The 24,845-nt window shown below is 53.1% G+C and carries 23 protein-coding genes; 17 read left to right on the plus strand and 6 right to left on the minus strand.

The window, feature by feature from the left end; translation table 11 throughout:
- Positions 1-36 precede the first annotated feature (36 nt).
- Positions 37-222, plus strand: coding sequence for a hypothetical protein (locus LJ739_RS02815; protein WP_229157085.1), 186 nt, complete (start codon positions 37-39; stop codon positions 220-222).
- On the opposite strand, the gene LJ739_RS02820 is transcribed toward LJ739_RS02815, so the two are convergent.
- Positions 223-1,518 carry an HlyC/CorC family transporter gene (locus tag LJ739_RS02820; protein WP_229157086.1) on the minus strand — a complete coding sequence of 432 codons (1,296 nt, stop codon included), beginning with the start codon at positions 1,516-1,518 and terminating at the stop codon, positions 223-225.
- 88 nt (positions 1,519-1,606) lie between these two features.
- The gene (locus LJ739_RS02825; RefSeq protein WP_229157087.1) at positions 1,607-2,398 is read right to left on the minus strand and encodes a cytochrome C assembly family protein; all 792 of its coding nucleotides are present in this window, start codon (positions 2,396-2,398) and stop codon (positions 1,607-1,609) included.
- 242 nt (positions 2,399-2,640) lie between these two features.
- Between LJ739_RS02825 and ffh the strand changes: the two genes are divergently transcribed.
- The 8 genes from ffh to LJ739_RS02865 all read left to right on the plus strand — a co-directional run bounded on the left by ffh (position 2,641) and on the right by LJ739_RS02865 (position 8,795).
- Complete coding sequence (gene ffh / locus LJ739_RS02830) at positions 2,641-4,020, plus strand: signal recognition particle protein (protein ID WP_229157088.1); 1,380 nt, start codon at positions 2,641-2,643, stop codon at positions 4,018-4,020.
- A gap of 129 nt (positions 4,021-4,149) precedes the next feature.
- Positions 4,150-5,343: a hypothetical protein gene (locus LJ739_RS02835; RefSeq protein ID WP_229157089.1), complete on the plus strand. Its 1,194-nt coding sequence runs from the start codon at positions 4,150-4,152 to the stop codon at positions 5,341-5,343.
- An 11-nt stretch (positions 5,344-5,354) separates the two neighbouring features.
- Positions 5,355-5,765, plus strand: coding sequence for a type 2 periplasmic-binding domain-containing protein (locus LJ739_RS02840; protein WP_229157090.1), 411 nt, complete (start codon positions 5,355-5,357; stop codon positions 5,763-5,765).
- Positions 5,766-5,945: 180 nt separating this feature from the next.
- Positions 5,946-6,197 (plus strand): 30S ribosomal protein S16, encoded by a 252-nt coding sequence (rpsP, locus tag LJ739_RS02845; RefSeq protein WP_229157091.1) that lies wholly within the window; start codon positions 5,946-5,948, stop codon positions 6,195-6,197.
- 25 nt (positions 6,198-6,222) lie between these two features.
- A complete protein-coding gene (gene rimM, locus LJ739_RS02850) occupies positions 6,223-6,747 on the plus strand; it encodes a ribosome maturation factor RimM (protein ID WP_229157092.1) in 525 nt (174 codons plus the stop codon).
- On the plus strand, positions 6,747-7,526 hold the full coding sequence (trmD, locus tag LJ739_RS02855; RefSeq protein WP_229157093.1) for a tRNA (guanosine(37)-N1)-methyltransferase TrmD: 780 nt from the start codon (positions 6,747-6,749) through the stop codon (positions 7,524-7,526). Before rimM ends, trmD begins: the two co-directional genes overlap by 1 nt.
- 19 nt (positions 7,527-7,545) lie before the next feature.
- Positions 7,546-7,905, plus strand: a complete 360-nt coding sequence (gene rplS, locus LJ739_RS02860; protein WP_229157094.1) for a 50S ribosomal protein L19 — start codon at positions 7,546-7,548, stop codon at positions 7,903-7,905.
- 260 nt (positions 7,906-8,165) lie between these two features.
- Positions 8,166-8,795 (plus strand): OmpA family protein, encoded by a 630-nt coding sequence (locus LJ739_RS02865; protein ID WP_229157095.1) that lies wholly within the window; start codon positions 8,166-8,168, stop codon positions 8,793-8,795.
- Positions 8,796-8,837: 42 nt separating this feature from the next.
- Here LJ739_RS02865 and LJ739_RS02870 read toward each other — a convergent pair whose 3' ends face one another.
- Entirely contained in the window at positions 8,838-9,062 is a 225-nt protein-coding gene (locus LJ739_RS02870) for a hypothetical protein (protein ID WP_229157096.1), read from the minus strand.
- A gap of 22 nt (positions 9,063-9,084) precedes the next feature.
- Positions 9,085-9,993 (minus strand): hemolysin E, encoded by a 909-nt coding sequence (locus LJ739_RS02875; RefSeq protein WP_229157097.1) that lies wholly within the window; start codon positions 9,991-9,993, stop codon positions 9,085-9,087.
- Between the two features lie 210 nt (positions 9,994-10,203).
- On the opposite strand from LJ739_RS02875, the gene LJ739_RS02880 reads away from it, so the two are divergent.
- Together LJ739_RS02880 and LJ739_RS19115 are read left to right on the plus strand one after the other, a co-directional pair.
- Positions 10,204-11,007: a class I SAM-dependent methyltransferase gene (locus tag LJ739_RS02880; RefSeq protein WP_229157098.1), complete on the plus strand. Its 804-nt coding sequence runs from the start codon at positions 10,204-10,206 to the stop codon at positions 11,005-11,007.
- On the plus strand, positions 11,004-11,549 hold the full coding sequence (locus LJ739_RS19115) for a sugar O-acetyltransferase (RefSeq protein ID WP_324254893.1): 546 nt from the start codon (positions 11,004-11,006) through the stop codon (positions 11,547-11,549). The genes LJ739_RS02880 and LJ739_RS19115 overlap by 4 nt, the downstream gene beginning before the upstream one ends.
- Positions 11,550-11,555: 6 nt before the next feature.
- Here the strand turns inward: LJ739_RS19115 and LJ739_RS02895 are convergent, their stop codons facing one another.
- A complete protein-coding gene (locus tag LJ739_RS02895) occupies positions 11,556-13,346 on the minus strand; it encodes a patatin-like phospholipase family protein (RefSeq protein WP_229157099.1) in 1,791 nt (596 codons plus the stop codon).
- 279 nt (positions 13,347-13,625) lie between these two features.
- On the opposite strand from LJ739_RS02895, the gene LJ739_RS02900 reads away from it, so the two are divergent.
- The 6 genes from LJ739_RS02900 (at position 13,626) to LJ739_RS02925 (ending at position 23,576) form a co-directional block, all read left to right on the plus strand.
- Positions 13,626-16,319 carry a leucine-rich repeat domain-containing protein gene (locus LJ739_RS02900; RefSeq protein ID WP_229157100.1) on the plus strand — a complete coding sequence of 898 codons (2,694 nt, stop codon included), beginning with the start codon at positions 13,626-13,628 and terminating at the stop codon, positions 16,317-16,319.
- A gap of 157 nt (positions 16,320-16,476) precedes the next feature.
- On the plus strand, positions 16,477-18,012 hold the full coding sequence (locus tag LJ739_RS02905; RefSeq protein WP_229157101.1) for an AbgT family transporter: 1,536 nt from the start codon (positions 16,477-16,479) through the stop codon (positions 18,010-18,012).
- A 16-nt stretch (positions 18,013-18,028) separates the two neighbouring features.
- Positions 18,029-18,619: a DNA-J related domain-containing protein gene (locus LJ739_RS02910; protein ID WP_229157102.1), complete on the plus strand. Its 591-nt coding sequence runs from the start codon at positions 18,029-18,031 to the stop codon at positions 18,617-18,619.
- Between the two features lie 236 nt (positions 18,620-18,855).
- Positions 18,856-19,947, plus strand: coding sequence for a 3-deoxy-7-phosphoheptulonate synthase (locus tag LJ739_RS02915; RefSeq protein WP_229157103.1), 1,092 nt, complete (start codon positions 18,856-18,858; stop codon positions 19,945-19,947).
- Between the two features lie 69 nt (positions 19,948-20,016).
- Positions 20,017-21,156, plus strand: a complete 1,140-nt coding sequence (gene tyrA, locus LJ739_RS02920; protein WP_229157104.1) for a bifunctional chorismate mutase/prephenate dehydrogenase — start codon at positions 20,017-20,019, stop codon at positions 21,154-21,156.
- Between the two features lie 98 nt (positions 21,157-21,254).
- Positions 21,255-23,576, plus strand: coding sequence for a methyl-accepting chemotaxis protein (locus tag LJ739_RS02925; RefSeq protein WP_229157105.1), 2,322 nt, complete (start codon positions 21,255-21,257; stop codon positions 23,574-23,576).
- Positions 23,577-23,600: 24 nt separating this feature from the next.
- On the opposite strand, the gene pheA is transcribed toward LJ739_RS02925, so the two are convergent.
- Positions 23,601-24,788, minus strand: a complete 1,188-nt coding sequence (pheA, locus tag LJ739_RS02930) for a prephenate dehydratase (protein WP_229157106.1) — start codon at positions 24,786-24,788, stop codon at positions 23,601-23,603.
- Positions 24,789-24,845 lie beyond the last annotated feature (57 nt).

Below are 24,845 nucleotides of genomic sequence, written 5' to 3' on the forward strand. Positions count from 1 at the left end.
TGTTGTCCGATAAAGACACAAGAGGAGAGAGGTACCATGTCAAGCAAAAGCCTACCGGCGTTTTTACAACAAGCGTTAGAGGATCATGTGAACGCCAATGAGTTGTCCAATGATCCGGAATTGCAGCGCATTTTCGATCGCTTATCGCGATTGAATGACAACGTCGAAAAGATCAAACGCGACATTCTGCTAAACCGCGCAAAGCGCAATGGCATCGACTGATCAGTTGTCAGTCGTGTCCGTTGATGGTGTCACGTAATAATCGGGCATAACGCGCACGGTTTTTACCATGTTGTCTTTGATTTCGACGATTTCTATCGGGTAACCGGCGACCCGCAGACTGATGTTGGCATCCGGGATGTCTTCAAGGTGCTCCAGGATCAACCCATTCAGGGTCTTGGGACCTTCGGTGGGGAACTGCCAGTCCATTTCCTTGTTCAATTCACGAATGTTGGCGCTGCCATCCACCAACACCGAACCGTCCTGCTGAATATGGGCTTCTTTGGAATGATCCGGCAGCATGCTGGTGGTGAAATCACCGATGATTTCTTCGAGGATGTCTTCCAGCGTTACCAGCCCCTGAATATCGCCATATTCATCCACCACCAGGCCAATACGCTCTTTGGAGGCCTGAAACTTGTACATTAGCGTGTGCAGTGGCGTGGATTCAGGGGTGTAATAGATCTCCCGCACGGCGCGCAGCAAACTGGCTTTGGTGAACTGGTCTTTAGATAACAGCCGCAGGGCATCGCGGACGTGTACGAAGCCCACCGCATCATCAATCGAATCCCGGTACAGCAAAACGCGGGTATGCTGGGCGTTTACCAGCTGTCTCTGAATGTCTTTCCAGTCATCATTAATGTCAATGGCCACGATATCGGTACGGGGGACCATGATGTCTTCTGCGGTGACCTGCTCCAGATCCAGAATACTGACCAGCATGTCCTGGTGCTTCTTGGGTATCAGCGCGCCCGCTTCGTACACCACGGTACGCAATTCTTCTCGGCTGAGGTTTTGTTCGTCGTTACCCATCGGGTTGATGCGTAGCAGCTTCAACAGGCTGTTACAGATGCCGTTCAGCAGCCATACGAAAGGGTACAGTATGGTCAGCATGGGCAGCAGGATAAAGGAGCTCGGAAAGGAGATATGCTCAGGATAAAGGGCGGCCAGCGTTTTGGGTGTAACTTCGGCAAAAATCAGGATCACAAAGGTCAGTCCAAACGTCACCACCACAGGTCCCCACACATCGCCGAATAAGCGTACACACAGGTACGTGGCGATCATCGTTGCGGCAATGTTGACCAGGTTGTTGCCAATCAGGATCAGACCAATCAGCCGATCGGGGCGTTGCAACAAGCGTGCGACACGTCCGGCACCGCGATGTCCTTCGTTTTCAAGGTGTTTGAGACGATACCGGTTGATCGACATCATGCCGGTTTCAGAACTGGAAAAATACGCCGAGAGCAGAATCAGGATTGCGAGTAACAGGAATAATGTTCCCGTCGATATGTCGTCCAACTAGGGATCCTTTGGGTTATTAATCAGGACTAAGACAGCCAGAATTTACGTGCTATGGCGGCGACTTGCAAGTTTTGCATGGTCAAACTTAGCCGCCCAGCAGGATGTCTTTGACGAATCGGCTGCCGAAGTAAGCCAGTGTCAGCAGGACAGATCCGGTAATTGTCGCTGTGATCACCGGCTTGCCGCGCCAGCCCAATCGTTGATGGCCAACCAGCACAATCACGTAGATAAGCCAGGCCAGCAGCGACAACACGGTTTTATGGGCTTGTTGGGTGGCGAACATGTTGTCGAGGAACACAAAGCCACTGATCAGTGACAGGGTCAGCAATGCGGTGCCGGTGACCAACAACTTGAAAAAGATGCTTTCTACCATCATTAAAGGTGGCAGGGGGGAATTCAGCAATGAGGCTTGTTTCTGTTTCAGCCGCTGATTGATGTAGGCCAGTTGCAGCGCGTATAGCAGCGCAATCATCAATATCCCATAAGCAAACAACGCCAGGGTAATGTGGATCAGCAAGGCTGGCTGAATGTCGATGTGCATGATGTGGGTGACCGGGATCAACAGGTTGATCAGCACTACCAACGCGGCGAAGCCGAGTACCACCGGCAGTAACAGCAGGTTCGGCATCCATAACGAGGCGGCAGTCATGGACAGGGCAATCAACCAGGCGATCAATGACGCAACATTGGTGAAGCTCATGTTCTGGCCGGGTTCAAGCAAAATGCCCTGGGTCAGCAGACTCAGGTGTAACCCCATGGCAAAGATAGCCAACACGGCCGCTACGCGATGATCGGGGCCTTGTTGGTGCAGCAGGCGACGACCAATCATTAACGCCGCGAGCAGGTACATGACGACAGTGCTGAGGGCGAGGATCATGCCGGACTCCGTGTAGTGCTGTGATCAGACCAGGGTAACACCCTTGAGGATGTCGCTCTCTGGATTGCAAAGGGTAGAATTATCATCGGTTTAGTATATCGACTCCGTGTCACTTTGAGTACTGTTGCGGTGTAAATAGTCGGCAACACTGTGTGCGGATAGTTGCATCGGGATGGTTCTTATCCCTACCGTGATCCGTTATACTGCGCCAGTTTAAACAAATACAACGTGAAGAAAAGACTATGTTTGAGAATCTGACCGAACGACTGGGTAAAACGTTACGCGATATCAGCGGACGTGGTCGCCTGACCGAGGACAACATCAAGGATACCCTGCGAGAAGTGCGCATGGCGTTGCTTGAGGCCGACGTGGCATTGCCCGTTGTGCGTGAGTTTGTTGCCCAGGTAAAAGAGCGGGCAGTAGGCACCGAGGTCAGCAAGAGCCTGAAACCGGGACAGGTTTTCATCAAGATTGTTCAGTCTGAACTGGAAGCGGTGATGGGGGAGGCCAATGAGCGCCTGAACCTGGCATCGCAACCGCCGGCCGTGGTCATGATGGCAGGTCTGCAAGGTGCGGGTAAAACCACCAGTGTGGGTAAGCTGGCCAAATACCTGCGTGAGCGGGAAAAGAAAAAGGTCATGGTGGTCAGTGCCGACGTGTATCGTCCGGCGGCGATAAAACAGCTCGAAACCCTGGCTGAAGAAGTGGGGGTCGAATGCTACCCGTCGACCGTGATGCAAAAGCCGGTCGATATTGTCAACGGCGCGATTGAGCATGCCCGCAAGCAGTTCTTCGATGTGCTGCTGGTGGATACAGCCGGTCGTTTGCACGTCGACAATGACATGATGGACGAAATCAAAGCCCTGCATGCGGCGGTGAAGCCGGTCGAAACCCTGTTTGTGGTGGATGCCATGACCGGTCAGGATGCTGCCAATACTGCCAAGGCGTTTGGTGACGCGCTGCCACTGACCGGGGTGATCCTGACCAAAGCAGACGGTGATGCCCGTGGTGGTGCGGCACTGTCGGTGCGCAAGATCACCGGCAAGCCAATTAAATTCATGGGGATGGGCGAAAAAGTCGATGCATTGGAGCCGTTCCATCCAGACCGTGTTGCTTCCCGTATCCTCGGCATGGGTGATGTACTTAGCCTGATCGAAGAAGTTGAGCGCAAAGTCGACAAAGACAAAGCCCAGAAGCTGGCCAAGAAAGTCCAGAAAGGCAAAGGTTTTGATCTGCAGGACTTCAAAGAGCAGTTGGAGCAGATGCGCAACATGGGTGGCATGATGGGCATGCTGGACAAACTGCCCGGCATGGGCAACATGTCTGCACAAATCAAAGACAAAGCCAATGACAAGCAGTTTAACCAGATGGAAGCCATCATTAACTCCATGACACCGGCTGAGCGTCAGCGTCCCGATATCATAAAAGGGTCACGCAAGAAGCGCATTGCGGCGGGATCAGGTACACAAATTCAGGATGTGAACCGGTTGCTGAAGCAGTTCATGCAGATGCAGAAAATGATGAAAAAAATGTCCGGTGGGGGCATGAAGAAAATGATGCGCAATATGAAAGGCATGATGCCCCCTGGCGGCATGGGTGGGATGTTTCCCCCGGGACGTTAGTCCGTCGCTGTAAAACACCGCTAATTAAAAACCGCCGAACGGCGGTTTTTTTATGCTTGCAAGCCTTAACTCATTGTATTTCCACGGCTTGAACTATACTTGCTGGGAACACACAACGAGGACGCAATCATGAATAAACGTCGTACGGCGTTGCTGGTGTCAGCCCTTTGTCTGACACTTCCGGCATCGGCCAATACATCGGATTTTCATTTTTCGGGGTTCGCAAGTCTGGTTGGCGGTACTGTACTGGATGGCGATGGTTACTGGGCCCGACTGCCCGAGGGGGCCGGTCAGTATGACGGCGGATTGGAACTACAGACGGAATCCCGGTTGGGGTTGCAGGCCCGTTACAAAGCCACTCAGGAGTTATCCGTCACCGGCCAGGTGATGTTTCGTGGGATCAATGACTTTGAACCCAAGATGGAGTGGCTGTATGCCACCTACTATGCCACCCCGGATTTAAGCATTAATGTGGGGCGGATGCGCCTGCCGGTCTACCACTATTCGGATTACATGGATGTGGGGATTGCCTATCCGTGGCTGCGGGTGCCTTCCGATGCCTATTCACTGGCGGTGACTAACTATCACGGTGTGGCGCTGCGATATGGCTGGGATTGGGATATCGGTACCACCACGTTCAAGTTGTATGCCGGTCAGCAGAATACCGATCCGAACGATTTGATCACCACCATTGAGCAATACAAAACCGAGCAGTTGTACAATCAGAGTGGCCAGTTCACGGGGGTTCGGGGTATTCGTACCACCAAAGACTACGAGGACATGAAAGGGATTGTCATCGATACGCAAATTGACTGGTTCAACCTGCGTCTGTCGTTTTTAGACGGTAAGGAAAAGTTCACCTTCTATGCCGAAGGGGACTATCCGTCCACACCCTTGTTCGGTGGCACCTGGGCCGACACCCGGTTTGTCGATGTGTCGGTGTCGATGGACTACAACGGCGTGTTTGCCATCGCTGAATGGAATGACTACGACACCATCTATACCTCATGGTTTACATCGTTAGCGTATACCACCGGTAAATGGACACCGTACATCTTCTATTCGGAGTTTGAAGGTACGTTACGTTTCATTGCGCCGGGCGGTATTACCGCAGGGTTTGAAGACGGTGTGACCGGTTCTCTGGATGATGCCTACAACTCGATTGGTATCGGCGTACGTTACAACATCAATCCGCGCACCGCGATCAAAGCGGAAATTACCGACTTTAACGACGATGGTGATGCGGCCGTGTTTATCGACGAAGACCGTGACGGTCGAACCGATGCTACTGCGTTCGCCGTGTCGCTGGATATCGCGTTTTAAGGAGAACAGTCATGAAAACTTTACTTGTTATGATGGCTTGTCTGTTGTGCGCGTCGCCAGCGTTTGCGGGCTATGTGGTGATCGTGAATGCGGGCAACGGTGCTGAGGTGTCGATGAGCGATGTGAAAAAGATATACCTCGGTAAAAAGGGCGCCTTCAGCAATGGTGAAAATGCCATCCCGATCACCTTGAGCGAAGGAGATGCGGTGCGTGGTCAGTTCAATGACGGTGTGCTGAATAAAAACGAAGGGCAGTATGTGGCGTACTGGTCAAAAATGGTGTTTACCGGCAACGGGGTTCCTCCACGAGAAGTGGCGACCATGCAAGAGGTCAAAGATTTGGTCGCCAAGAACCCTTCCACCATTGGCTTTATTGACGAATCCCTGGTGGATGGGTCGGTCAAGGTTGTAGGCTCGTTCTGATCGCTGCCGTCAGTGATACATGATAAAGCCGGCCACAGGGCCGGCTTTTTTCAAGCCATTTGTGTATTTCACTTGCAATCCCTTGTCATATCCGTATAATTCCGCGGCCTTTTATCTGGCACTCGTGCCAAATAAGGGCATTAAGTTAACAGTAACGCTACAACGAGTTTGAGGCATTTTATGGTTACTATTCGTTTACAGCGTGGTGGCGCTAAAAAGCGTCCATTTTATCAAGTAGTGGTTGCAGACAGCCGTCGTGCACGTAACGGTCGTTTCATTGAAAACGTAGGTTTCTTCAACCCAACTGCACAAGGCCAGGCAGAACGTCTGCGTTTGGACCTTGAGCGTGTTGAACACTGGGTAGGACAAGGTGCAGGCCTTTCTGACCGTGTTGCAAGCTTGGTTAAAGAAGCGAAAAAAGCAGCGGCATAAGCCCTGCGACACGATTGAGGTATAGATGAGTCAAGCGTCTGACACTGTTGTGATTGGCAAAATCGGTGCACCTTATGGTGTTAAAGGTTGGGTCAAAATCAACAGCTATACCGACCAGCGTGAAGGTGTTTTTGACTACTCACCGTGGTTGGTGGGGGAAAACGGTCAGGAGTACCGGGTTGACCACTGGAAAACGCACAGCAAGAGCGTCGTTGCGAAACTGGAAGGGGTGGACAATCGGGATCAGGCAGACAGCCTGAAAAATCTCGATATTGCCATTAAAGCGTCACAGCTGCCTCAACTGGCCGACGATGAATATTACTGGCGTGATCTGGTCGGCATGCAGGTGGTAACTGAAAACGGTTACGATCTGGGTGTGGTGAAAGACATGTTCGAAACGGGGGCCAACGATGTCATGTTGGTCAAAGCCAAGTCGAATGATGCTTTCGGTCAAAAAGAACGTATGCTGCCTTTTTTGTTTGATCAGGTGATTAAACACGTGGACAAACAACAAAAGGTCATCAAGGTAGACTGGGATCCGGGGTTTTAATGACCTCGACATCGCCGCAGTGTCGTCACCAATTTAGTGTGGTGACATTGTTTCCGGACCTGTTTACACCGTTTGTAGAGCAAGGGGTGTTCGGACGGGCCGTGAAGAGCGGGCTGATTGACGTGAAGTGCTTTAATCCAAGGGACTTCACCCATGACAAGCACCGTACGGTGGATGACCGACCTTATGGCGGTGGCCCGGGTATGTTGATGATGGTGCAGCCGTTAACTGACGCAATCCATGCGGCCAAAGCGGCGGCAGGGAAACAGTCCAAAGTGGTGTATTTGTCACCTCAAGGACGCAAGCTGGACCAGCAAGGGGTTCAGGAATTGTCACAGTGTGACAGCCTGATCCTGGTGGCGGGCCGATACGAAGGTATCGACGAGCGGGTCATTCAGGCCGAAGTGGACGAAGAGTGGTCAATTGGCGACTACGTCCTCAGTGGCGGTGAACTCCCGGCGTTGATCCTGATGGACGCCATTTCCCGGTTTATACCCGGTGTGTTGGGGCATGAAATGTCAGCGGAACAAGATTCCTTTACGGATGGTCTGTTGGATTGCCCACACTATACACGCCCGGAAACCTTAAACGGGGAGCAGGTGCCGCCGGTGTTATTGAGTGGCAACCACGAAAAAATTAGGCAGTGGCGGTTAAAGCAATCGCTGGGGAGAACCTGGCAGCGTCGCCCTGAGTTATTAAACGACCTAGCTCTGACTGAGGAGCAACGCCGTTTGTTGAACGAGTTTCAGCAAGAGGCGGTGCAGCAAGATGACAGTTAATCTAGGATGAGAGGTTCTGATGAGCAAAGTCAATCAAGATATCATCAAAAAAATCGAACAAGCCCAGCTGAAAACCGATTTGCCAACATTTGGCCCCGGTGACACAGTTGTGGTGAAAGTACGCGTTAAAGAAGGCGAAAAAGAGCGTCTTCAGGCATATGAAGGCGTTGTGATCGCCAAGCGTAACCGTGGCCTGCACTCTGCATTCACAGTACGTAAGATCTCCAGCGGCGAAGGTGTTGAGCGTGTATTCCAAACGCACAGCCCAGCTATCGATTCTATCGAAGTGAAACGCCGTGGTGCAGTACGTCGTGCTAAGCTTTACTTCTTGCGTGAGCGTTCAGGTAAATCTGCACGTATCAAAGAGAAGCTTAACTAAGAGTTTAATTCCTGCGTTATTGTTAACTTGTGAAGAACCCGCCAAATGGCGGGTTTTTTATTGCCTGAAACGGTCGTGACATTGCGTATTTAGCGCTATGCTGTGCAACGTTACGCAGATTCATCGACGGTTAAGATTCTGGCATCTATCCTGCTAATAGGATCTGGTGATGTTGAAGCGCATTTGTGAGCGGTTCCTCGCAAATTGGCAGTAAACCTGCAAATTGACGCCCGGTGGCGACGTGTAGTTAAGGAGTATTCATGAAAAAGACATTGGTAGCACTAACCCTTTCCAGTTTTATCCTTGGTGGTTGTGCCGCCAACAGCAGCAACACCCAGAAGGGCGCCGGCATTGGCGCGGTAGTGGGTGCGCTGATTGGCAAGGGCACCGGTGATCACGACAAAAGTCGCTATGTGTGGGGTGCAGCGCTGGGTGCGCTGGCGGGTTCTGCGATCGGCAGTTACATGGACAAGCAGGAAGAAGAGTTGCGTGAAGAGCTGTCCGATACCGGCGTGGAAGTGTATCGGGATGGCGACACCATTCGGCTGTATATTCCGGGCAATATCACCTTTGCTACCGGTGAGTCGCGCATAGTGTCGGGCTTTTACCCAGTGTTGGATGACGTTGCTAAGGTGCTGAAAAACTACGAGAAAACCCGTCTGAGCATTACCGGTCATACCGACAATGTTGGCGAGGCGGCGTACAATCAGCAACTGTCGGTAAATCGCGCCAACAGTGTGGCGGACTACCTGGCGCAGTCCGGGGTAAATCCGGCCCGGTTGCAGACCCAGGGATTTGGTGAAAGCCAGCCGATTGCCTCTAACCAGACCGTTGAGGGGCGCCAGCAGAACCGCCGCGTGGAGCTGAGCATCCTGCCAATTCGCGGTTAATCCGGTTTAAAACACAGCGGCGCCTACCGGCGCCGCTGATGACTATTGTTCCACACGCAAGGTGCTATTGCCGCTGTTTCTGATCTCATCATTGCGATGCAGCATCAGGGTTATTGGATGGCCGGTGGTCACGGCCGTACTGTTTCCCCAGCCAGACACGCCATCGTCACGTCGTTGATAGGATGTCGACAGTGACGGCGCGCTTAAGCGCACGGCGGTGTCGTCTTGAGGTGCCACAAAGGTATTGCCCGGTGCAAGATCTGACATGATGTGATTCTCCTTTTGGGGCTTATGCCGCCTGTGATGCGGGTGAACGGGCTTTACCGTGACGGTGCATGTAATCCTGACATTGCTGGATCAGCTTGCTGGCAGCCCCTTTCAGTTGTTTGAGCATCAAATCGTCGTACTCAACAAAGAACTGGGTGGTCTCGGTGCTGGCTTTCATATCGCCAATGACCTGAACTTCTTCTTTGAGTTTGCTCTTGGCATCGCTGATTTGTTGATCGGCGGTTTTCACCAGCGCAGTGATGTCGGTAAAGAAGCCCTGTACTGATTTGAGTTGCTTTTGCAGCTCAGGGATCAGTTTACCTTCCACCACACCCGCCGCGATGCTGTAGCTGATGATCAAGCCGAAAGGACCTGCAATTGCGCCGGCGGCAGCACCGCCATAGGCTTCCTTGCGGATCTTGTCGACCTGAGCCTGGAAGTAGCTGCTCTTGGCATCAAAATCGTTCGACAACTGGGTGTTCAGCGTGATCAGCTCACCGGCTGCGGCATTAAAGTGTTGCGACGCGGTTTGCAGGGCATCCTGTGCAACGCCCATCTTGGTGATCCCTTCACCGAGCACTTTGAGCAGAATGTGCTTTTGAGCGGCGGCTTTTTCGGCATCAAACTGCTCAAACAGCTCCAGATAAGCACTGAGCAGACTGGCTGCCATGCTGCTCCACTCGTAGATCGACTGGGTGGATTTGAAGTAGGCATCTTCGCTGTCCATCAACAGTGATTTGACTTTGCCGACCATTGCACCTGCTGCTTTGGAGTAGTGGTCCTGATACTCGGCCAGGTTGTTGACCGTTTCTTCAAAGGTCTTCCAGGGGATTAATTGATCCAGTCCCTTGTTGTAAAGGTCGATGGCTTTGTCCGCTGCGGTCAGGCTTTTGTCGATAACGGCAACGGCGGTTTCTGCTTCTGTAGGCATGATCATATTCCTTGTTGGTTAAAAAATGACACATTACTTGTCATTGTTCTGCGCCACCGACGGCGTTGCTGGTAGCTGCCACTAGTCTAGGAATGACGGCAGTAGAGTGTTATTACACGGCATTACAGGCCCTTTACGTGAATACGCGAAGTGCCACTGGATCAGTGATTGTGGTACTCTTGGCGCCGGTTTATGCAGGGGAAAGAGCGAGTGAAGGTAGGAGCACAGTGGCGATTGCTGACGGTGGGGGACGGCGATTTGTCGTTTTCCCATGCCTGGGTCACTGACCGACAGCATCCCCATCTGGTAGCCACTGTGTTTGATGATGAGCGTGCGCTGACGGAGAAATATGGCGGTGCCAACATCACCGCTTTGCGCGGCGCGAATATCCCACTGCACTTCGGTGTGGATGTGACCGAGCCCGAAACGTTCGACAAATTGCCTGAGCGGGCGTTTGACGCAGTGTTGTTTAATTTTCCCTTACTGCCCAATGACGGCAGTGCAGCCAATCGTCAACGTCAACAACGCGTTGGCGACAGCAATCTGCGCCACCGACGACTGTTGTGGTACTTTCTGCACCACTGTTCCCGCTACTGGCTTGACCCTGATGGCGCAGGGCTTGCGATGATCACCTCTAAAGCGGTGAAGCCTTATGATCACTGGAATCTTGAGGGCAGCGTCAGTGATCACACGGGCATGCAGTTTGTGGGTTGTCAGTCGTTTAATCCGCAAGATTTTCCCCGTTACACGGTGCGTAATGTCGATCGCCAGGGCGCCGTTAAGGCCACGGCGTCCGTGTCTTATGTTTACCGACTACCCGGTAGCGCAGAGCCCGTGGATGTGTTTCAGCCGCCCCGTTGTCGCGAGGCCCATTGCCGGTTGTGTGGTAAAGGGCCGTTTCAGCACCCCAATGAGCGTCGTGAACATGAACAATCCGCCCTGCACCAACGGATGCTGGGGTATGAGCATGCCTGGCAACAGTGGCTGGCCTTGCAAGTACAGGAGACACAATGAGCGAACAGGCACAAAAGCAAGCCCGTGGTGAGTGGTATGTGGCCAGTGACAAGCCGCTGCGTCAGGCGCGCCTGCGCGCCAAAACCCTTTGTCATCGGTTCAATGGCCTGTCACCGGAGGATAGCAATGCCCGGGGCAGGGTGCTCAAACAGCTACTACCTTACGCGAAAAAGCCTCACATTGAGGCGCCGTTTTATTGTGACTATGGTGATCGCATCGTCGCACCCCACGGCGTTTTTCTGAACCATGGCGTGATTATCCTTGATGCTGCGCCGGTGACCTTCGGCGACAACGTGTTGATAGGGCCGGGGGTGATCATTGCCACCGTTACCCACCCCAAAGATGCCGGGCAGCGAGCTCAGGGCCTCGAGCAGGCAAAGCCTGTTACCATTGGCGACAACGTGTGGATTGGCATGGGCGCGAAAATCCTGCCCGGGGTGACAATAGGCGAGGGCGCCATTATTGCGGCCGGTGCCGTGGTGACCCAGGATGTGGCGGCAGGTAAAACGGCCATGGGAGTTCCTGCACGGGCCCAACCCTGAGCTGTTTCAGGCCCAGAAACGTTTCCACCAGGACTCCTTGAGTCCCAATTGCTCTTTTAGGGGACCCCGCAGCACCAGCCACGCCGCGGTGCGCTTTACCCGGCCGAGGTTTTGCGCTTTCAGGGTGGTGCTGAACAAGGCATGGATCTTGTTGTAAAACACCTCAACCTGACGGCGATCCATGTCCTGCATGGTGAAATCGGCGATGTCTTTACCATGGCTCTTCCTGGCCTGTTGTTTGATCGCTTTGAGCGATTGCTTGATGGCGGCTGCATCGGATTTCAGTTGCGACAGATCGAGGTTCAGCGGCAGTTGGGTATCGTCACCGGCCTCACGTTTATTGATGATCTGCTCAATCAATCGTATGCCATTGTAGCGGCCCACCAGATAGTCGTGCTCACGCAACTGTTCGCTGAAAAAGCCCATAAACGCCGACAACTGATCGCTGGCCAGTTCCTCGTCTGAGGAGGTGACGGTGTACACCCGCATCAGCTCTTTGTTGCGCAGGTTGCCGGTCAGTTCCAGCACGCATATGCCGTCAATCCAGGCGTTGACCAATGCGTCGTTTGCTTGCTGCTCCGCGCTCAGATCGCCAGCGTAAGCCGCGCGCAGGCGCTTTCTTTGCTCCTCGAACTCTGCAGGGGCTTTGGCATGCAGGGCAACTGCCAACTGTTCGAAGGTGGCCCGGCTGTCGGCCAGTGCTTGTGGCGCTAGTTGCTCCAGAACATCCAGCAGATGGGCGGCGGTGTCATCCAACTGATCAACCCGCTGGTTAACTGAGTCGGCGCCCATCCACTCCTGAAAGCGAGCTTGCCAGAACACCGCTGAGGCCATGCGTCCGGCCAGGGTAGACAGGGGCGTTTGGCTATCGACGGAGAAGGCGTGATCGGCGGCTGTCTCCCGCGGGCTTGGCGAGATATACACAAAGTAGCGATTGGCAAAATCTTCCGCCGTGTCATCCACCTGGCGGCTGAGTTTCACTGCGGTTCCGAGGGGGTAGTTGTTAAACGCGCCACCGTCCATGTAGACAAAGTCAGTGTCGGCAAAGGCCACGGCATTGCGATTCTGGTAATCGTAGGCATCGATACCCCCGTGACTGCGTCGCAGTGCGACCGGTGTAAAGGCAATCGGAAAGGCGCCACAGCCGGCGGCAGCGACAATGATTTGCTGCCATTGCGCCGGGTCAAAATCCGCCTGAGTATTGCCCTGTGGGTTTTTCTTGCTGGCCGTGAGTGTGCGGGTAAAACGGTCCTGAAAACGGGTTTGGGTAAAGGTACCTTTGCCGAGATTGCCGGTGCCGGCACTGAAGGTCGCCACTTCATAATCCACGCCGTTCAGGTTGGCCATCGCCAGACCCAGATGAATTGTGGGGGCGGCAGCGGGGTGGGGGCCTTGCCAATTTGTCGACGCTGAGGTGTGCCAGTCGTCAATGATCAACTGGTTAGCGATAGACATTACACAATCGGTGGACAACAGCGACACGTTAGCCAGGCTCTTACCGGTCATGTCAGGCTGCATCAACCGTTCAATGTTCACTGCTTTAACCCAGGCCTGATAGCCCCCGTACGATTTGCTGTCGGAAAGACTGTCTGGGGAATACAACAGGCTATAGGTCAACAGGGCGGCCGTCATGCCACCGGCCGACGCGCCAGTCATCACATCGATGAGGATTTTGTCCTCATCACTGGCACTGCGGTTATGCTGTTCAAAGGCGCGGATGATTTCAAATACACAACCGGCCTCATAGGTCCCCAGGCTGACGGCCCCTGAGATGGCCATGGCAACGCGTTTTGGCATGCTTGTCTCTCCAATTCCTGTCCTTTTGAATCACGCATACGCCCCATGATCCGGTGTTAAAAAAGACTATAGACCAATTTTGTTTACCCGGTTATGCGTCTGCTTACACCGCTAGCGGCTGGTGCGCAAAAAGACAAATGACTGCCGTTCTGGCATCGTCTATGGTAGAGTCAGCACCGAAATGATTTGGCGTAAAGGACTACACCAAACTGGTACAGGAAGTACAGGGTCCTTTGCGTCTGATTATCTTCAGGAATCAGTCAACAGGAACCGTATATCATGCAATTTAGCAAGTTTTCTCAAGCCTCTGTTTTGGCTTTCACTACCGCCATTTTATCGGCGTGCGGTGGTTCAGGAGGCGAGTCGACACCGACTCCGACGTCAAACAGCAAACCGACCATTTCCCCGATGTCTGCGCAGTCCGAAACCGAGCGTGGTGTGATCACGATCACCGCATCAGCCAGTGACAGTGATGGCAGTGTTACCGATTATCATTGGGTGCAGGTGAGCGGCCCCGATGCCAGCCTTGAAAACGCCGAAACGTCGTCCGTCAGTGTAGTGCTTCCAGCTGTTGATGAAAGCCAAACCATCGTTTTGGCTCTAACGATAACCGATAATGATGGGGCGACGGCGCGGGAAGAAGTAAGCCTGACTGTTGAAGCTGCAGATGCATTGACCAGCAGCGCTTTTACCGACGCTGGACTTGCGGCCTGTTTTAGTGAGCTGGCGATCGCAGATCAGGACGTTGGGCTAACGGAACTTGTCTGTGACGGAAAAACCGTAGGGTCGCTGGACGACCTATCCGCGTTACCCCGCCTGCAGCGTTTTGAGATGCATAATGGTTACACCTCAGCGGGACTCGAGTTTCCAGCCCTCTCCGAGTTGACCCATGTTGTCATGCGCAGCAATGAAATGGACATTTTGCCGGATGTAAGCGAGCTGGCGTTAGAGTATCTGGACCTGTCCGATAACAATATTTACCCCTATTACAGCACCTTCAATGTGCCCCAGAAAATAGGCGACCAACCGACACTGAAAACTCTCCTGCTGGAGAACGCGTTCATAACCTACAGCAATGTGCCATTGGCGCCTTTCAGTGTGTATACCTCATTGGAAACGCTAAGATTTTCACATGTTTATCTTGACTCCACGACTGACTTAAAAGCGTTGACTCAGTTGAAAACATTGCAATTGAGCAATATGCGAGGTGGATTGGTTGACCTGAGTATTTTGAGCAGCATGCCGCAGTTAGCATCGCTGGATGTGAGCAGCACCAAGGTGGTCGATTTGACCGTGTTAACACAGTTGAGCGCGCTAAAAGAGTTGGATATTTCGAACACCGACGTTAGCAACCTTGATCCTGTGTATCAGTTATCGGGGTTGACCAAATTGACTATGTCCCACCTCAATGCTGAAATCGATTTTGACAAGCTTGGCACGTTGACAGAACTGACCGACCTTGATCTGTCCAGCAGATCCCTGTCGTCGACAGCGGGCATGTCTTCGCTGACCGGTCTGGAGCGGTTGAACCTGAGTGGGACTAATTTATCCACGCTGGGTTTTGTTGAAACGATGTCTGCATTGACGTGGCTGGACATCAGTAACAACGGCCGTATCAGTGATCTTTCAGCAGTCTCAAAACTGACTGCGCTAAACGGGTTAGATATTTCGGGCCTGAGCAACCTCAGCGATCTGACACCATTGCAGACGTTGACCCAGTTGGAAACATTGTATGCGTCAGATTTATACACCAGCTACTACAACCCTATTGATGTGTCGGCCTTGTCAGCACTGACATCGCTGAAATTTCTGGATCTGCATGACAATCAGTTGGTCAATGTTGACAGTCTGTCGTCATTAGCCCAATTGGAGACACTGGATTTATCCACCACCGGATTATCAAACTTGTTTGATATGTCCGGCATGACCGCGCTGACAACCTTGTCGCTGAGACGAAATTCGTTGATCGTTGATTTATCGCCATTGGCTGATGCAACCTCGCTAACTTCGTTGGATATCATCGAACTGTCGAATCTGACATCGTTAGACGGACTGGAAACACTCACAGCCCTGACAACCCTGTATGCCGGGTACACCGATCAACTCAGTGATATTTCGGCACTCGGACAAATCAGTGGCTTAACGGTGCTGGACTTGTCACGGGCTAAGGTTGCTGACCAACTTGACATCATCACCGCACATACCGGATTGCGCCGATTGTCGTTGAGTAACACCGGCTTGACTGACGTATCACCGTTACACAGCCTGACCGAGTTGCAGCACCTGAACCTTCAGTACAACACCAACATTTTGTGTGATGATTTTCCTGCGTTGGAAGCTGCGTTGTCAGGCACCCAAATAGCGAAATCAAGCGATTGCCTGGAAAAACCCATTGACTTGTCGCTGTTTACTGACCCGAATTTGCACGCCTACATCAGTGATCGAAATTTCAAAGATGCTGCGGATGTGGACTATTTGTACATCAGTAATAACGGTATCAGCAGCATTGCAGGACTTGAGCAGTTCTACAACCTCTATCGTTTGCAAATGAACAGCAACCAAATCAGCGATTTATCGCCATTGAGTGGGATGTCGAATTTGCGCTATCTGAATGCCAATGACAACCAAATAAGTGACTTGTCACCGCTGTCGTCATTGACTCGTTTGTATGATTTGAGTGTCGACAACAACCAGATTACCGATATGTCGCCGTTGTATTCGCTGACTTATCTGGACGACCTGAGTATAAGTAACAACCGGATCACTGCGTTAGATGGCATCAGTGGGATGAGTCGACTGTGGCATCTGAATTTGCAAAGTAATCAGCTATCAGACATCAGTCCATTGCTCGATATGAATCGCGTGCGGTATTTGTTTTTGGGCGGTAATGAGGATATTCAGTGTGCGGACGTCGACGATCTGGAAGCCACTAACTATTACTACACTCTGGATAAACCGGAACACTGCCTGTAGCGTTGTTACTCAACGCGACATCGCTGTCTAGGTGTAAAATAGCCTGCTGTTCGCAGGCTTTTTTTACGCTCAATCAATCGCTGTTCCGATGTGATTTTGGCTGCGCTGTGGCATACTAGCGCCGGTCTTAACATAACGATAACAATCAGGAGTCCTCATGGAACAACGCGCCACCTGGACGACGCGTGCGCTGGATAAAGTGGAGAAGGTCGGCAACAAGCTACCGGATCCCGCCATCATCTTTTTCGTCTGTCTGCTTATTGTCTGGGGTCTGTCGGCCCTGCTGTCTAATTTCACCTTCTCCGCCATCGATCCCCGTACCGGTGAAGCGGTGGTGGTGAACAATCTGTTGACCGGTGATTCGCTGGCCGACTTCTTGTCACGCATGGTGAAAATCTTCACGGGCTTTGCACCGCTGGGCGTGGTGCTGGTGGCTATGCTGGGGGTTGGCGTTGCCGAACATTCCGGGTTTATCTCGGCGGGTCTGAAACGGATGCTGGATTCCACCCCTAAGGCGATGTTGACGCCGATGGTGATCCTGGTGGCGATTGTCAGCCACACTGCGACCGATGCTGGTTACGTGCTGGTTATCCCCCTTGCCGGCGTGATCTTCTACGCCATGGGCCGACATCCGTTGGCCGGTATTGCGGCGGCATTTGCCGGGGTCAGTGGTGGTTTCTGCGCCAACTTCATTCCGTCGGCCATCGACCCGTTGCTGCAAAGCTTCACCCAGAGTGCGGCACAAATCATCGACCCGGAAATCCAGATCAACCCGTTGAACAACTGGTTCTTTAACTCGGCCTCGACGTTACTGATCGTGGGGATTGGCTGGTACCTGACCGACAAGGTCATCGAGCCGCGCCTTAAGGACGTGGAAATCGACGGCGATCCGAACGAAATCCCCAAGTTTGACGAGCTTAACGAACAGCAGAGCAAAGCCCTGCGTTGGGCATCCTGGACCATGGTCGCCGGTATCGTGGCGCTGGTCGCTATCCTGTACCCGTCCGATTCACCGATGCGCTCCCCTGACGGTCAGCTGACCTCATTCGCGGCACCGGTGATGCAGTCGATTGTACCGTTGATCTTCCTGTTGTTCCTGCTGCCAGGCGTGGTCTACGGCTATGTCAGCGGCACGTTCAAAAGCACCAAGGACATGATCGATTGTATGACCAAAGCGATGCAGGGCATGAGCTACTACATCGTTATGGCGTTTTTCTGTGCCTTGTTCATCGATGCGTTTGGTAAGTCGAACCTCGGTGCGCTGCTGGCGATCGAAGGCGCACAAGTGCTTAAAGCACTGCAATTGCCGTCCATGGTCACCATCGTCGGGATCATCTTCCTGACGGCCTTCGTCAACCTGTTCGTGGGTTCATCGTCGGCCAAGTGGGCACTGCTGGGACCGATTTTTGTGCCGATGCTGATGCAACTGAACATTTCCCCGGATCTGACACAGGCTGCCTATCGCTTGGGTGACTCGTCTTCCAATATTATTACGCCGCTGATGCCGTACTTCCCGTTGGTGGTGGTGTACTGTCAGCGCTATGTGAAAAGCACCGGGATCGGCACGCTGCTGTCGATGATGCTGCCGTTCACCATCAGCATTCTGCTGTTGTGGACCGCCTTTTTGCTGATCTACTGGGGACTGGGTATCCCATTGGGCATTCAGGCCAGCTATGTGTATCCGGCCGGCTAATCTGACGAGGTAACGGTTGACAGCATTAGCGACCCTGACTCGTTACCTGGAAGGGATCCTGCTCAGTGAACCTGACGGGATCAGCGAATATGCACTGATCCGGCGTCTGCAACAAGCGCCGTATCAGTGTATTCCCAATAACGCCCTGCACAGTCAGGACGCCATGTTCCACTGCCATTTCACCCTGTTTCATGCGTTGTACGCACTGGATGCACGCTGGCAGGCACAAGGGCTGGGACAGCTCGACATCATTGCCACCTGCATTCGGGTCCTGGAGCCCGGACAAACCCTGCCCGATGATCCCAGCCGTGCCAAGATGCGTGCCTATTATCTGGACATTAGCAACCTCGATGCCATGGACAGTGACTCGCTGGACGAACTGTTGCGTCGTTTCTGGTCAGGAATAGCGGCGCCGCCTGTGGCGCACAGTGCCGAGGACATTGCCCGCGCCAGGCAGTTGCTGAAGGTGTCGCAGCCTTATACTGCACGTCAGCTTAAACAATGCTATCGGCAGCGCATGCACCAGTGCCATCCTGACAAAGGGGGCTGTGTTGAGGAGGCACAACGTCTGCAGTGGGCCTATCAGGTGCTGCTGACCGAGTGTTGATTGGTCGAAAAACCACCGTGCAACCGCGATAAAACCGGCTTTTTATGATTTTCTCTTGTGCTTGAAATTAAAGGCTGGTAAAAAGTCAAGCCTGTATTGTGAATTAGAGTTCAAATAAGGCGTAAATAATAATTTACAGTGGCAAGTCTGTACCCGACGAAGCCACCCATCAGGTTCTACGCACTTCATTCTGAGTCTTCTATTCTTCCTGTTAGCCCTAACTGTGAGAGTGCCCCATGTTGCGTGATCCCTTAAACAACATCCATATTTCGTCCGAGCAGGTGTTGATCACCCCGGATGAACTGGCCAAAGAATTGCCGGTCAGTGAGCATGCCTTGAAAACCATTCAGGCGTCCCGGCAAATCATTGCGGATATCATCCATCGCCGTGATCATCGACTGCTCGTGATCAGCGGTCCCTGTTCTATTCACGACATCGAGGCAGCCAAAGCTTATGCGCTGAAGCTCAAGGAACTACACGAAGGCTGCAAAGATACCCTTTACATCGTGATGCGGGTGTATTTTGAAAAGCCGCGTACGACTGTGGGCTGGAAGGGCCTGATCAACGATCCCCACCTGGACGGTACCTTTGATATCGAAACCGGTTTGCGTAAAGCCCGGGAGCTGCTGATCTGGCTGGCAGAGCTGGAGTTGCCGGTGGCTACCGAAGCACTGGATCCCATTTCGCCACAATACCTGGCCGAACTGTTCAGCTGGTCGGCGATTGGTGCACGTACCTCCGAGTCACAGACCCACCGGGAAATGGCCAGTGGCTTGTCGATGCCGGTCGGGTTTAAAAACGGCACCGATGGTGGACTGGATATCGCTATCAATGCCCTCAAGTCGGCGGCCTCCGGGCACAGTTTTATGGGCATCAACAAGTCGGGGCAGGTCAGTATCATTAAAACCCAGGGCAATCCCGATGGGCACATTATCTTGCGCGGTGGCAAGCAGCCCAACTATGATTCTGTGTGTGTGGCTGACTGCGAAGAGCAACTTGCTGCAGCGGGATTGTCGGCCGGTCTGGTCGTTGACTGCAGTCATGCCAACTCCAGCAAGGATTATCGTCGCCAGCCGCTGGTGGCCAAAAACGTGGTGAATCAAATTCTCGAAGGTAACCAGTCGATAATTGGCCTGATGCTGGAAAGCCACCTCAATGCCGGTAATCAGCCCAGTGACGGCAAAAAGGTTACTGAGTTGCTGCCGGGTGTGTCGATCACCGATGGCTGTATTGATTGGGACACCACCGAAGCGCTGGTCGATCACATGCGCGAAAAACTCATTACTGTGTTGCCGATGCGACAGAGCAAAATGAATATCGCCAGCTGAACCGTGTGAATTAAGCGGGTCTGGAGTGCTTGTTGCCAAGGTCTCCAGCGCCGCGCAAAGGAGAGAAGGGTGAACAGTCCGGACAATCATTTGGATGATCTGCGCGATCAGATCGACGAGCTCGACAGTGCCCTGGTTAAACTGCTGGCGCAACGGGCGGCGGTGACCCGTCAAGTCGGGGAATACAAAGCGAGTAAAGGCATGCCCATTTACGTGCCGAGTCGTGAAGCCGCCCTGATCAAAGCACGCCGACAACAGGCCCAGAGCCTCGGCGTGCCCCCTGCATTGGTGGAAGATCTGTTACGCCGTATCATGCGCGAAAGCTACCAGACCCAGCATCAACAATATCACTGCCTGGCACCGGATGTAGGCACCGTGGTTGTGATCGGTGGTGGCGGTGCCCTGGGGCGTATTTTTGTCGATATGTTCGAACGCAGTGGATATCAGGTCAGTATCCTGGAGCAGGACGACTGGCCGCTGGCCGATCAGATTTTCAAGGATGCAGGCCTGGTCATCGTGGCGGTACCGATCAAAGTCACCGAAGCGGTGATCGCGAAACTGAACCAGTTACCTGCCGATTGCGTATTAGCGGATATTACCAGTACTAAAGCACGCCCCCTACAGGCCATGTTGGATGCCCATAAAGGCCCGGTTGTAGGGCTTCACCCGATGTTCGGACCAGACGTGCAAAGCCTGATCAAACAGGTGGTGGTGGTGTGTCATGGTCGGCAGCAAGATTCCTACCAATGGCTAATTGAACAGTTGCGCTCCTGGGGGGCAGTATTACACGCCAGCACCGCCGAGCAACACGATGACGCCATGGCGTTTATCCAGGTGATGCGCCATTTCAGCAGCTTTGTGTACGGTGCGCACCTGGCCGGTGAAAACCCGGACCTGCAACAGTTGGTGGCGTTCAGTTCGCCGATCTACCGACTGGAGCTGGCGATGGTGGGGCGTTTGTTCGCCCAGGATCCGGAGTTGTACGCCGACATAATTTTCAACAATGTCGAAAGTATTGCGTTGTTGAAGCGCTTCAGGGATCGCTTTGATCAGGCCCTGGAACTGCTGGAAGCCGGTGATAAAGGGACGTTCGTTAAACAGTTTTTCCGCATTGGCCAATGGTTTGGTCCGTATGCCAAAGAATGTCTGGTCAGCAGCAAGCAGCTTTTGCTCAAGGCCGACGATGACCGCGTGATTAAAAACGAATAAGGTCAATAATTTGCGCTATGGCCGGGCTTGTCCAATAGTTAATGGCACTGCGGCCTGGCGTTGATGCTCGGTTGCTGTTGTGCAAAAGGAATCGAGTCATGTCATTGAAGTTACGCCTGCTAGTCTCTGTTATTTCATTGGTTGTGGTTACCATCCTGATGATGGCTGTGGTTTCGGTGAATGTGGCGGTCGATGCGTCGACAGAAGCGTTGGAAAATGCTGCCAGAGAGCGATTATTGGTGCAGAACGTGCAAACCTCTGAAAGCCTCTCGGAATATTTCGCCACCATCGAAAAGCAGGTGCGCTCCAAGTCTTTCAGCCTGGATACTCAACAGGCAGCACAAGCGTTCGTTCAGGCTTATCAGCAGTATGCCAACCAGCGTGGAACCCTCTCCAGTGCGGAACGTAACCGCTTGGCGGACTATTATGACAACGATTTCAGCCAGCACTATGCGTCACTCAATCCGAGGACGCTACAAGGAGCGTCCCAGGTTTTGTCCAGGCTTTCGGACGCGGCGTTGGCATTACAGCATGACTTTATCGCCGCATCGTCTTTTCCATTGGGTGGCAAAGATGGTCTGGTGGCGCTCAACAATGGGTCAGCCTACGACCAGGCCCATCAGCGCTATCATCCCTCATTACAGCATTTTCTGAATGAGTTTGGTTATTACGACATTTTTATCGCCGACGCCCAGTCTGGCGACATCGTGTACAGCGTGTACAAGGAACTGGATTTTGCCACCAACATTGTGACCGGCCCGTATGCTGGCAGCGGCATTGGTGAAGCTTTCAAACGGGCGCGTCAACTGAATAACCCTGATGACGTGGTGTTCAGCTCCTTTGAAGATTACCGGCCCTCCTATGATGCCCTGGCCGGGTTCGCCGCATCGCCCATTCAGGTCGATGGGCGTACGGTCGCCATTCTGATCTTCCAGATGCCGATGGATCACATCAGCGCCATCATGACCCACAGCAACAAATGGCAGGAAAAAGGCTACGGCGCGTCTGGGGAAACTTACCTGGTCGATGAAGACAGTGTACTGCTCAGTGAAAGCCGTTTTTTTGTCGAAGACAAAGCCAATTATCTGGCCGCGATTCGGGGCAAATACCCGGCCGAAGCCAAGCGTATCGATGAGCGGAATACCTCCGTCGGCATTCAACCGGTTCGGTCAGAGTCATCGCGCCGTGCGCTGGAAGGCAACAGCGGCTTTATGCTGGTCAAAGACTACCGCGACGTAGAAGTTTATTCAGCCTATTCTCCAATCTCGTTGGGAAAACATCGATTTGCTTTGCTGGCAGAGATTGATGTCAGTGAAGCGCTGGCGCCTGCTGAGGCCCTCAGTCGTGAATTATTTGTCTCCGCGTTATTGGAAACCATTGTGTTATTAACCATCGCCGTTGTTGTCGTGTTGTGGCTGGCAAGGCTACTAACGCAACCGCTGGACAGGCTCGGCGAGATGTGCGAGGCATTGGCGCAAGGCGAAGGCGATCTGACAGTGCAGTTGGAAGCGTCCAAGATCCCCGAAATCAACCGCATCAGCCATGCCTTTAACCAGTTTATTGGCCAGGTGCGCGACATCATCAGTATGGTGAAAAGCGATGCGGATACACTGGCATCCAGTGCCGAAGAGCTGAGTGCCATCACCCTGCAGTCTGAAAACACCGCCACCCAGCAGCGCGATCAGACCGCAATGGTGGCGACCGCAATGGAGCAGTTTTCTGCCTCCATTAATGAAGTGTCCCGTTCGATGGTCGACACCCGCGACCATTCATTGAATGCCCAGAAAAGCCTGCATGAAAACATGGAGCGGGCAGGCATGGCGGCCCAGAACATCAAATTGCTGGTGCAGTTGATTGGCGACTCGAGCACGGTGATTTCAAGCCTCAAATCTGAAGTGGAACAAATAACCTCGGCACTGAATGTGATCACCAGCCTGGCAGATCAGACCAACCTGTTGGCGCTGAATGCGGCCATTGAAGCGGCCAGGGCGGGGGAAGCCGGACGTGGATTCTCGGTGGTGGCCGACGAAGTACGGGCCCTGGCGACCCGCTCACAGGAAAGTACTGTGGAGATCTCGCGCATTGTGGATGGGATGGTTAAGTCGTCAGAGCGATCAGTCGAACGGATGGAGCGTGCATCGCGGGCCGCCGATGGGGGGATTCATCTGGTGGATCTGGTCAATACGGCGATGAACGAGCTGGAAGCCAACCTTAAAGTGGTACTGGAAATGGCTGAAACGGTTGCGGCCGCCTCGGAACAACAAAATACTACCAGTGCATCGGTGTTAGAGAACGTAAATAATATCAATGAGTTAGCGACTGATGCCCAACAGGGCGCCAGTCAGACCAGCGCCTCGTCGAATGAATTGTCACGGATTGCATCCCGTACCCAGGAATTGGTCGCCCGCTTTAAAGTCTAGGGGCTGTGACAGCCCCATTGTGGGTTATTGCGGGGTAGATAACGCATCCACTGCGGCGACCTTGGTCGGTGCCACTTCTTCGCTGGGGTAGCAACCCAGTACCTTAAAGTACCGAGTGGTGGCTTTAAGCTCTTCCAGGGCATGCTGCATGGGGCCGTCCTGGATATTGCCTTCTACATCCAGATAAAACATTTCTTCCCAGGGGTTGCCGGTGATCGGGCGGGACTCCAGCTTGGTCATGTTGATATTATTGTTTTTCAGTACCAACAAGGCTTCCACCAACGCACCAGGCTTTTGCACCGTCGACATCACCAAGGTGGTTTTGGCCGGTACCTGCAATGGCACGTTGACCCGGTTGCGGGCCACCACGATAAAGCGGCTGTGATTTTCTTTCTGGTTGGCGAGGTTGGATTTGATGGCTTTCAGGCCATAGAGCTGACCGCCTGCTTCGCTGCCAATCGCTGCAACATGGGGTGAATTCAGCTCATTTACCTTCAGCATCGCTGCAGATGTACTGTCGCAAGGCTTCACCTCAATATTACCCAGATCGGCCAGGAAGTGGCTACATTGGGCGAATACCTGTGGGTGGGCGTAAAGGGTCTTCAACGACGAGATATCGGTATCTACCGCCACTAGCAACGCATGTTTGATCGGGTGGGTGAGCTCACCGATGATGGAAAGGCGGGTGTGCTGCAACTGATCATAGACTTCGTTGATACTGCCGGAGCTGGTGTTTTCGATTGGCAGCACCGCGTAGTCGGCTTCACTGGACTCCACTTTGTGCACAATGTCGGCGAAACTCTGGCAACCTATCTCCAACAACTCACCGGGTCGACGGGAGAAATACCGTTGGGTGGCCAGATAGCTGTAAGAGCCTTTGTCACCCAAAAAGGCCACACGGTTCAGTGGCGCACTGCTGTCCGGGTTGGCACGTTCGGCCAGTAGGGCTTGCTGATTAAGTACAGAGTCTTCGATGATCACGTGATACAGCTGGGTGATGTAGTGGGGATCGAGGCCGTGCTCAACCCCTTGCTTAAGCAGACGCACCAGCAACTGTTCTTCCCGTTGCTGATCCCGGACCGGAATGTGGTGTTTAATTTTGGTTTCTGCCACAGCATTGGTCAATTGTTGCCGCTGTGCCAGCAACCCCAGTAATTGACCATCAAGGGCGGTAATTTGATCCCGTAGCGTATCCAGTTCCTGTACAGCCATCGTTGTTTTCCATCAGTTGTCGGTTGAAAAAAGCAAAAAAAAACCTCCCGGTTGGGA

The sequence above is a fragment of the Fluctibacter halophilus genome, from assembly GCF_020687825.1.
GTDB classification, from domain to species: Bacteria; Pseudomonadota; Gammaproteobacteria; order Enterobacterales; family Alteromonadaceae; genus Fluctibacter; species Fluctibacter halophilus.

Excerpts from the sequence above, each read along its gene's own strand:
- LJ739_RS02815 (WP_229157085.1), top strand. The coding sequence starts at position 37 with ATGTCAAGCAAAAGCCTACCGGCGTTTTTACAACAAGCGTTAGAGGAT.
- LJ739_RS02825 (WP_229157087.1), bottom strand. The coding sequence starts at position 2,398 with ATGATCCTCGCCCTCAGCACTGTCGTCATGTACCTGCTCGCGGCGTTA.
- ffh (WP_229157088.1), top strand. The coding sequence starts at position 2,641 with ATGTTTGAGAATCTGACCGAACGACTGGGTAAAACGTTACGCGATATC.
- LJ739_RS02835 (WP_229157089.1), top strand. The coding sequence starts at position 4,150 with ATGAATAAACGTCGTACGGCGTTGCTGGTGTCAGCCCTTTGTCTGACA.
- LJ739_RS02840 (WP_229157090.1), top strand. The coding sequence starts at position 5,355 with ATGAAAACTTTACTTGTTATGATGGCTTGTCTGTTGTGCGCGTCGCCA.
- rpsP (WP_229157091.1), top strand. The coding sequence starts at position 5,946 with ATGGTTACTATTCGTTTACAGCGTGGTGGCGCTAAAAAGCGTCCATTT.
- rimM (WP_229157092.1), top strand. The coding sequence starts at position 6,223 with ATGAGTCAAGCGTCTGACACTGTTGTGATTGGCAAAATCGGTGCACCT.
- trmD (WP_229157093.1), top strand. The coding sequence starts at position 6,747 with ATGACCTCGACATCGCCGCAGTGTCGTCACCAATTTAGTGTGGTGACA.
- rplS (WP_229157094.1), top strand. The coding sequence starts at position 7,546 with ATGAGCAAAGTCAATCAAGATATCATCAAAAAAATCGAACAAGCCCAG.
- LJ739_RS02865 (WP_229157095.1), top strand. The coding sequence starts at position 8,166 with ATGAAAAAGACATTGGTAGCACTAACCCTTTCCAGTTTTATCCTTGGT.
- LJ739_RS02870 (WP_229157096.1), bottom strand. The coding sequence starts at position 9,062 with ATGTCAGATCTTGCACCGGGCAATACCTTTGTGGCACCTCAAGACGAC.
- LJ739_RS02875 (WP_229157097.1), bottom strand. The coding sequence starts at position 9,993 with ATGCCTACAGAAGCAGAAACCGCCGTTGCCGTTATCGACAAAAGCCTG.
- LJ739_RS19115 (WP_324254893.1), top strand. The coding sequence starts at position 11,004 with ATGAGCGAACAGGCACAAAAGCAAGCCCGTGGTGAGTGGTATGTGGCC.
- LJ739_RS02895 (WP_229157099.1), bottom strand. The coding sequence starts at position 13,346 with ATGCCAAAACGCGTTGCCATGGCCATCTCAGGGGCCGTCAGCCTGGGG.
- LJ739_RS02900 (WP_229157100.1), top strand. The coding sequence starts at position 13,626 with ATGCAATTTAGCAAGTTTTCTCAAGCCTCTGTTTTGGCTTTCACTACC.
- LJ739_RS02905 (WP_229157101.1), top strand. The coding sequence starts at position 16,477 with ATGGAACAACGCGCCACCTGGACGACGCGTGCGCTGGATAAAGTGGAG.
- LJ739_RS02915 (WP_229157103.1), top strand. The coding sequence starts at position 18,856 with ATGTTGCGTGATCCCTTAAACAACATCCATATTTCGTCCGAGCAGGTG.
- LJ739_RS02925 (WP_229157105.1), top strand. The coding sequence starts at position 21,255 with ATGTCATTGAAGTTACGCCTGCTAGTCTCTGTTATTTCATTGGTTGTG.
- pheA (WP_229157106.1), bottom strand. The coding sequence starts at position 24,788 with ATGGCTGTACAGGAACTGGATACGCTACGGGATCAAATTACCGCCCTT.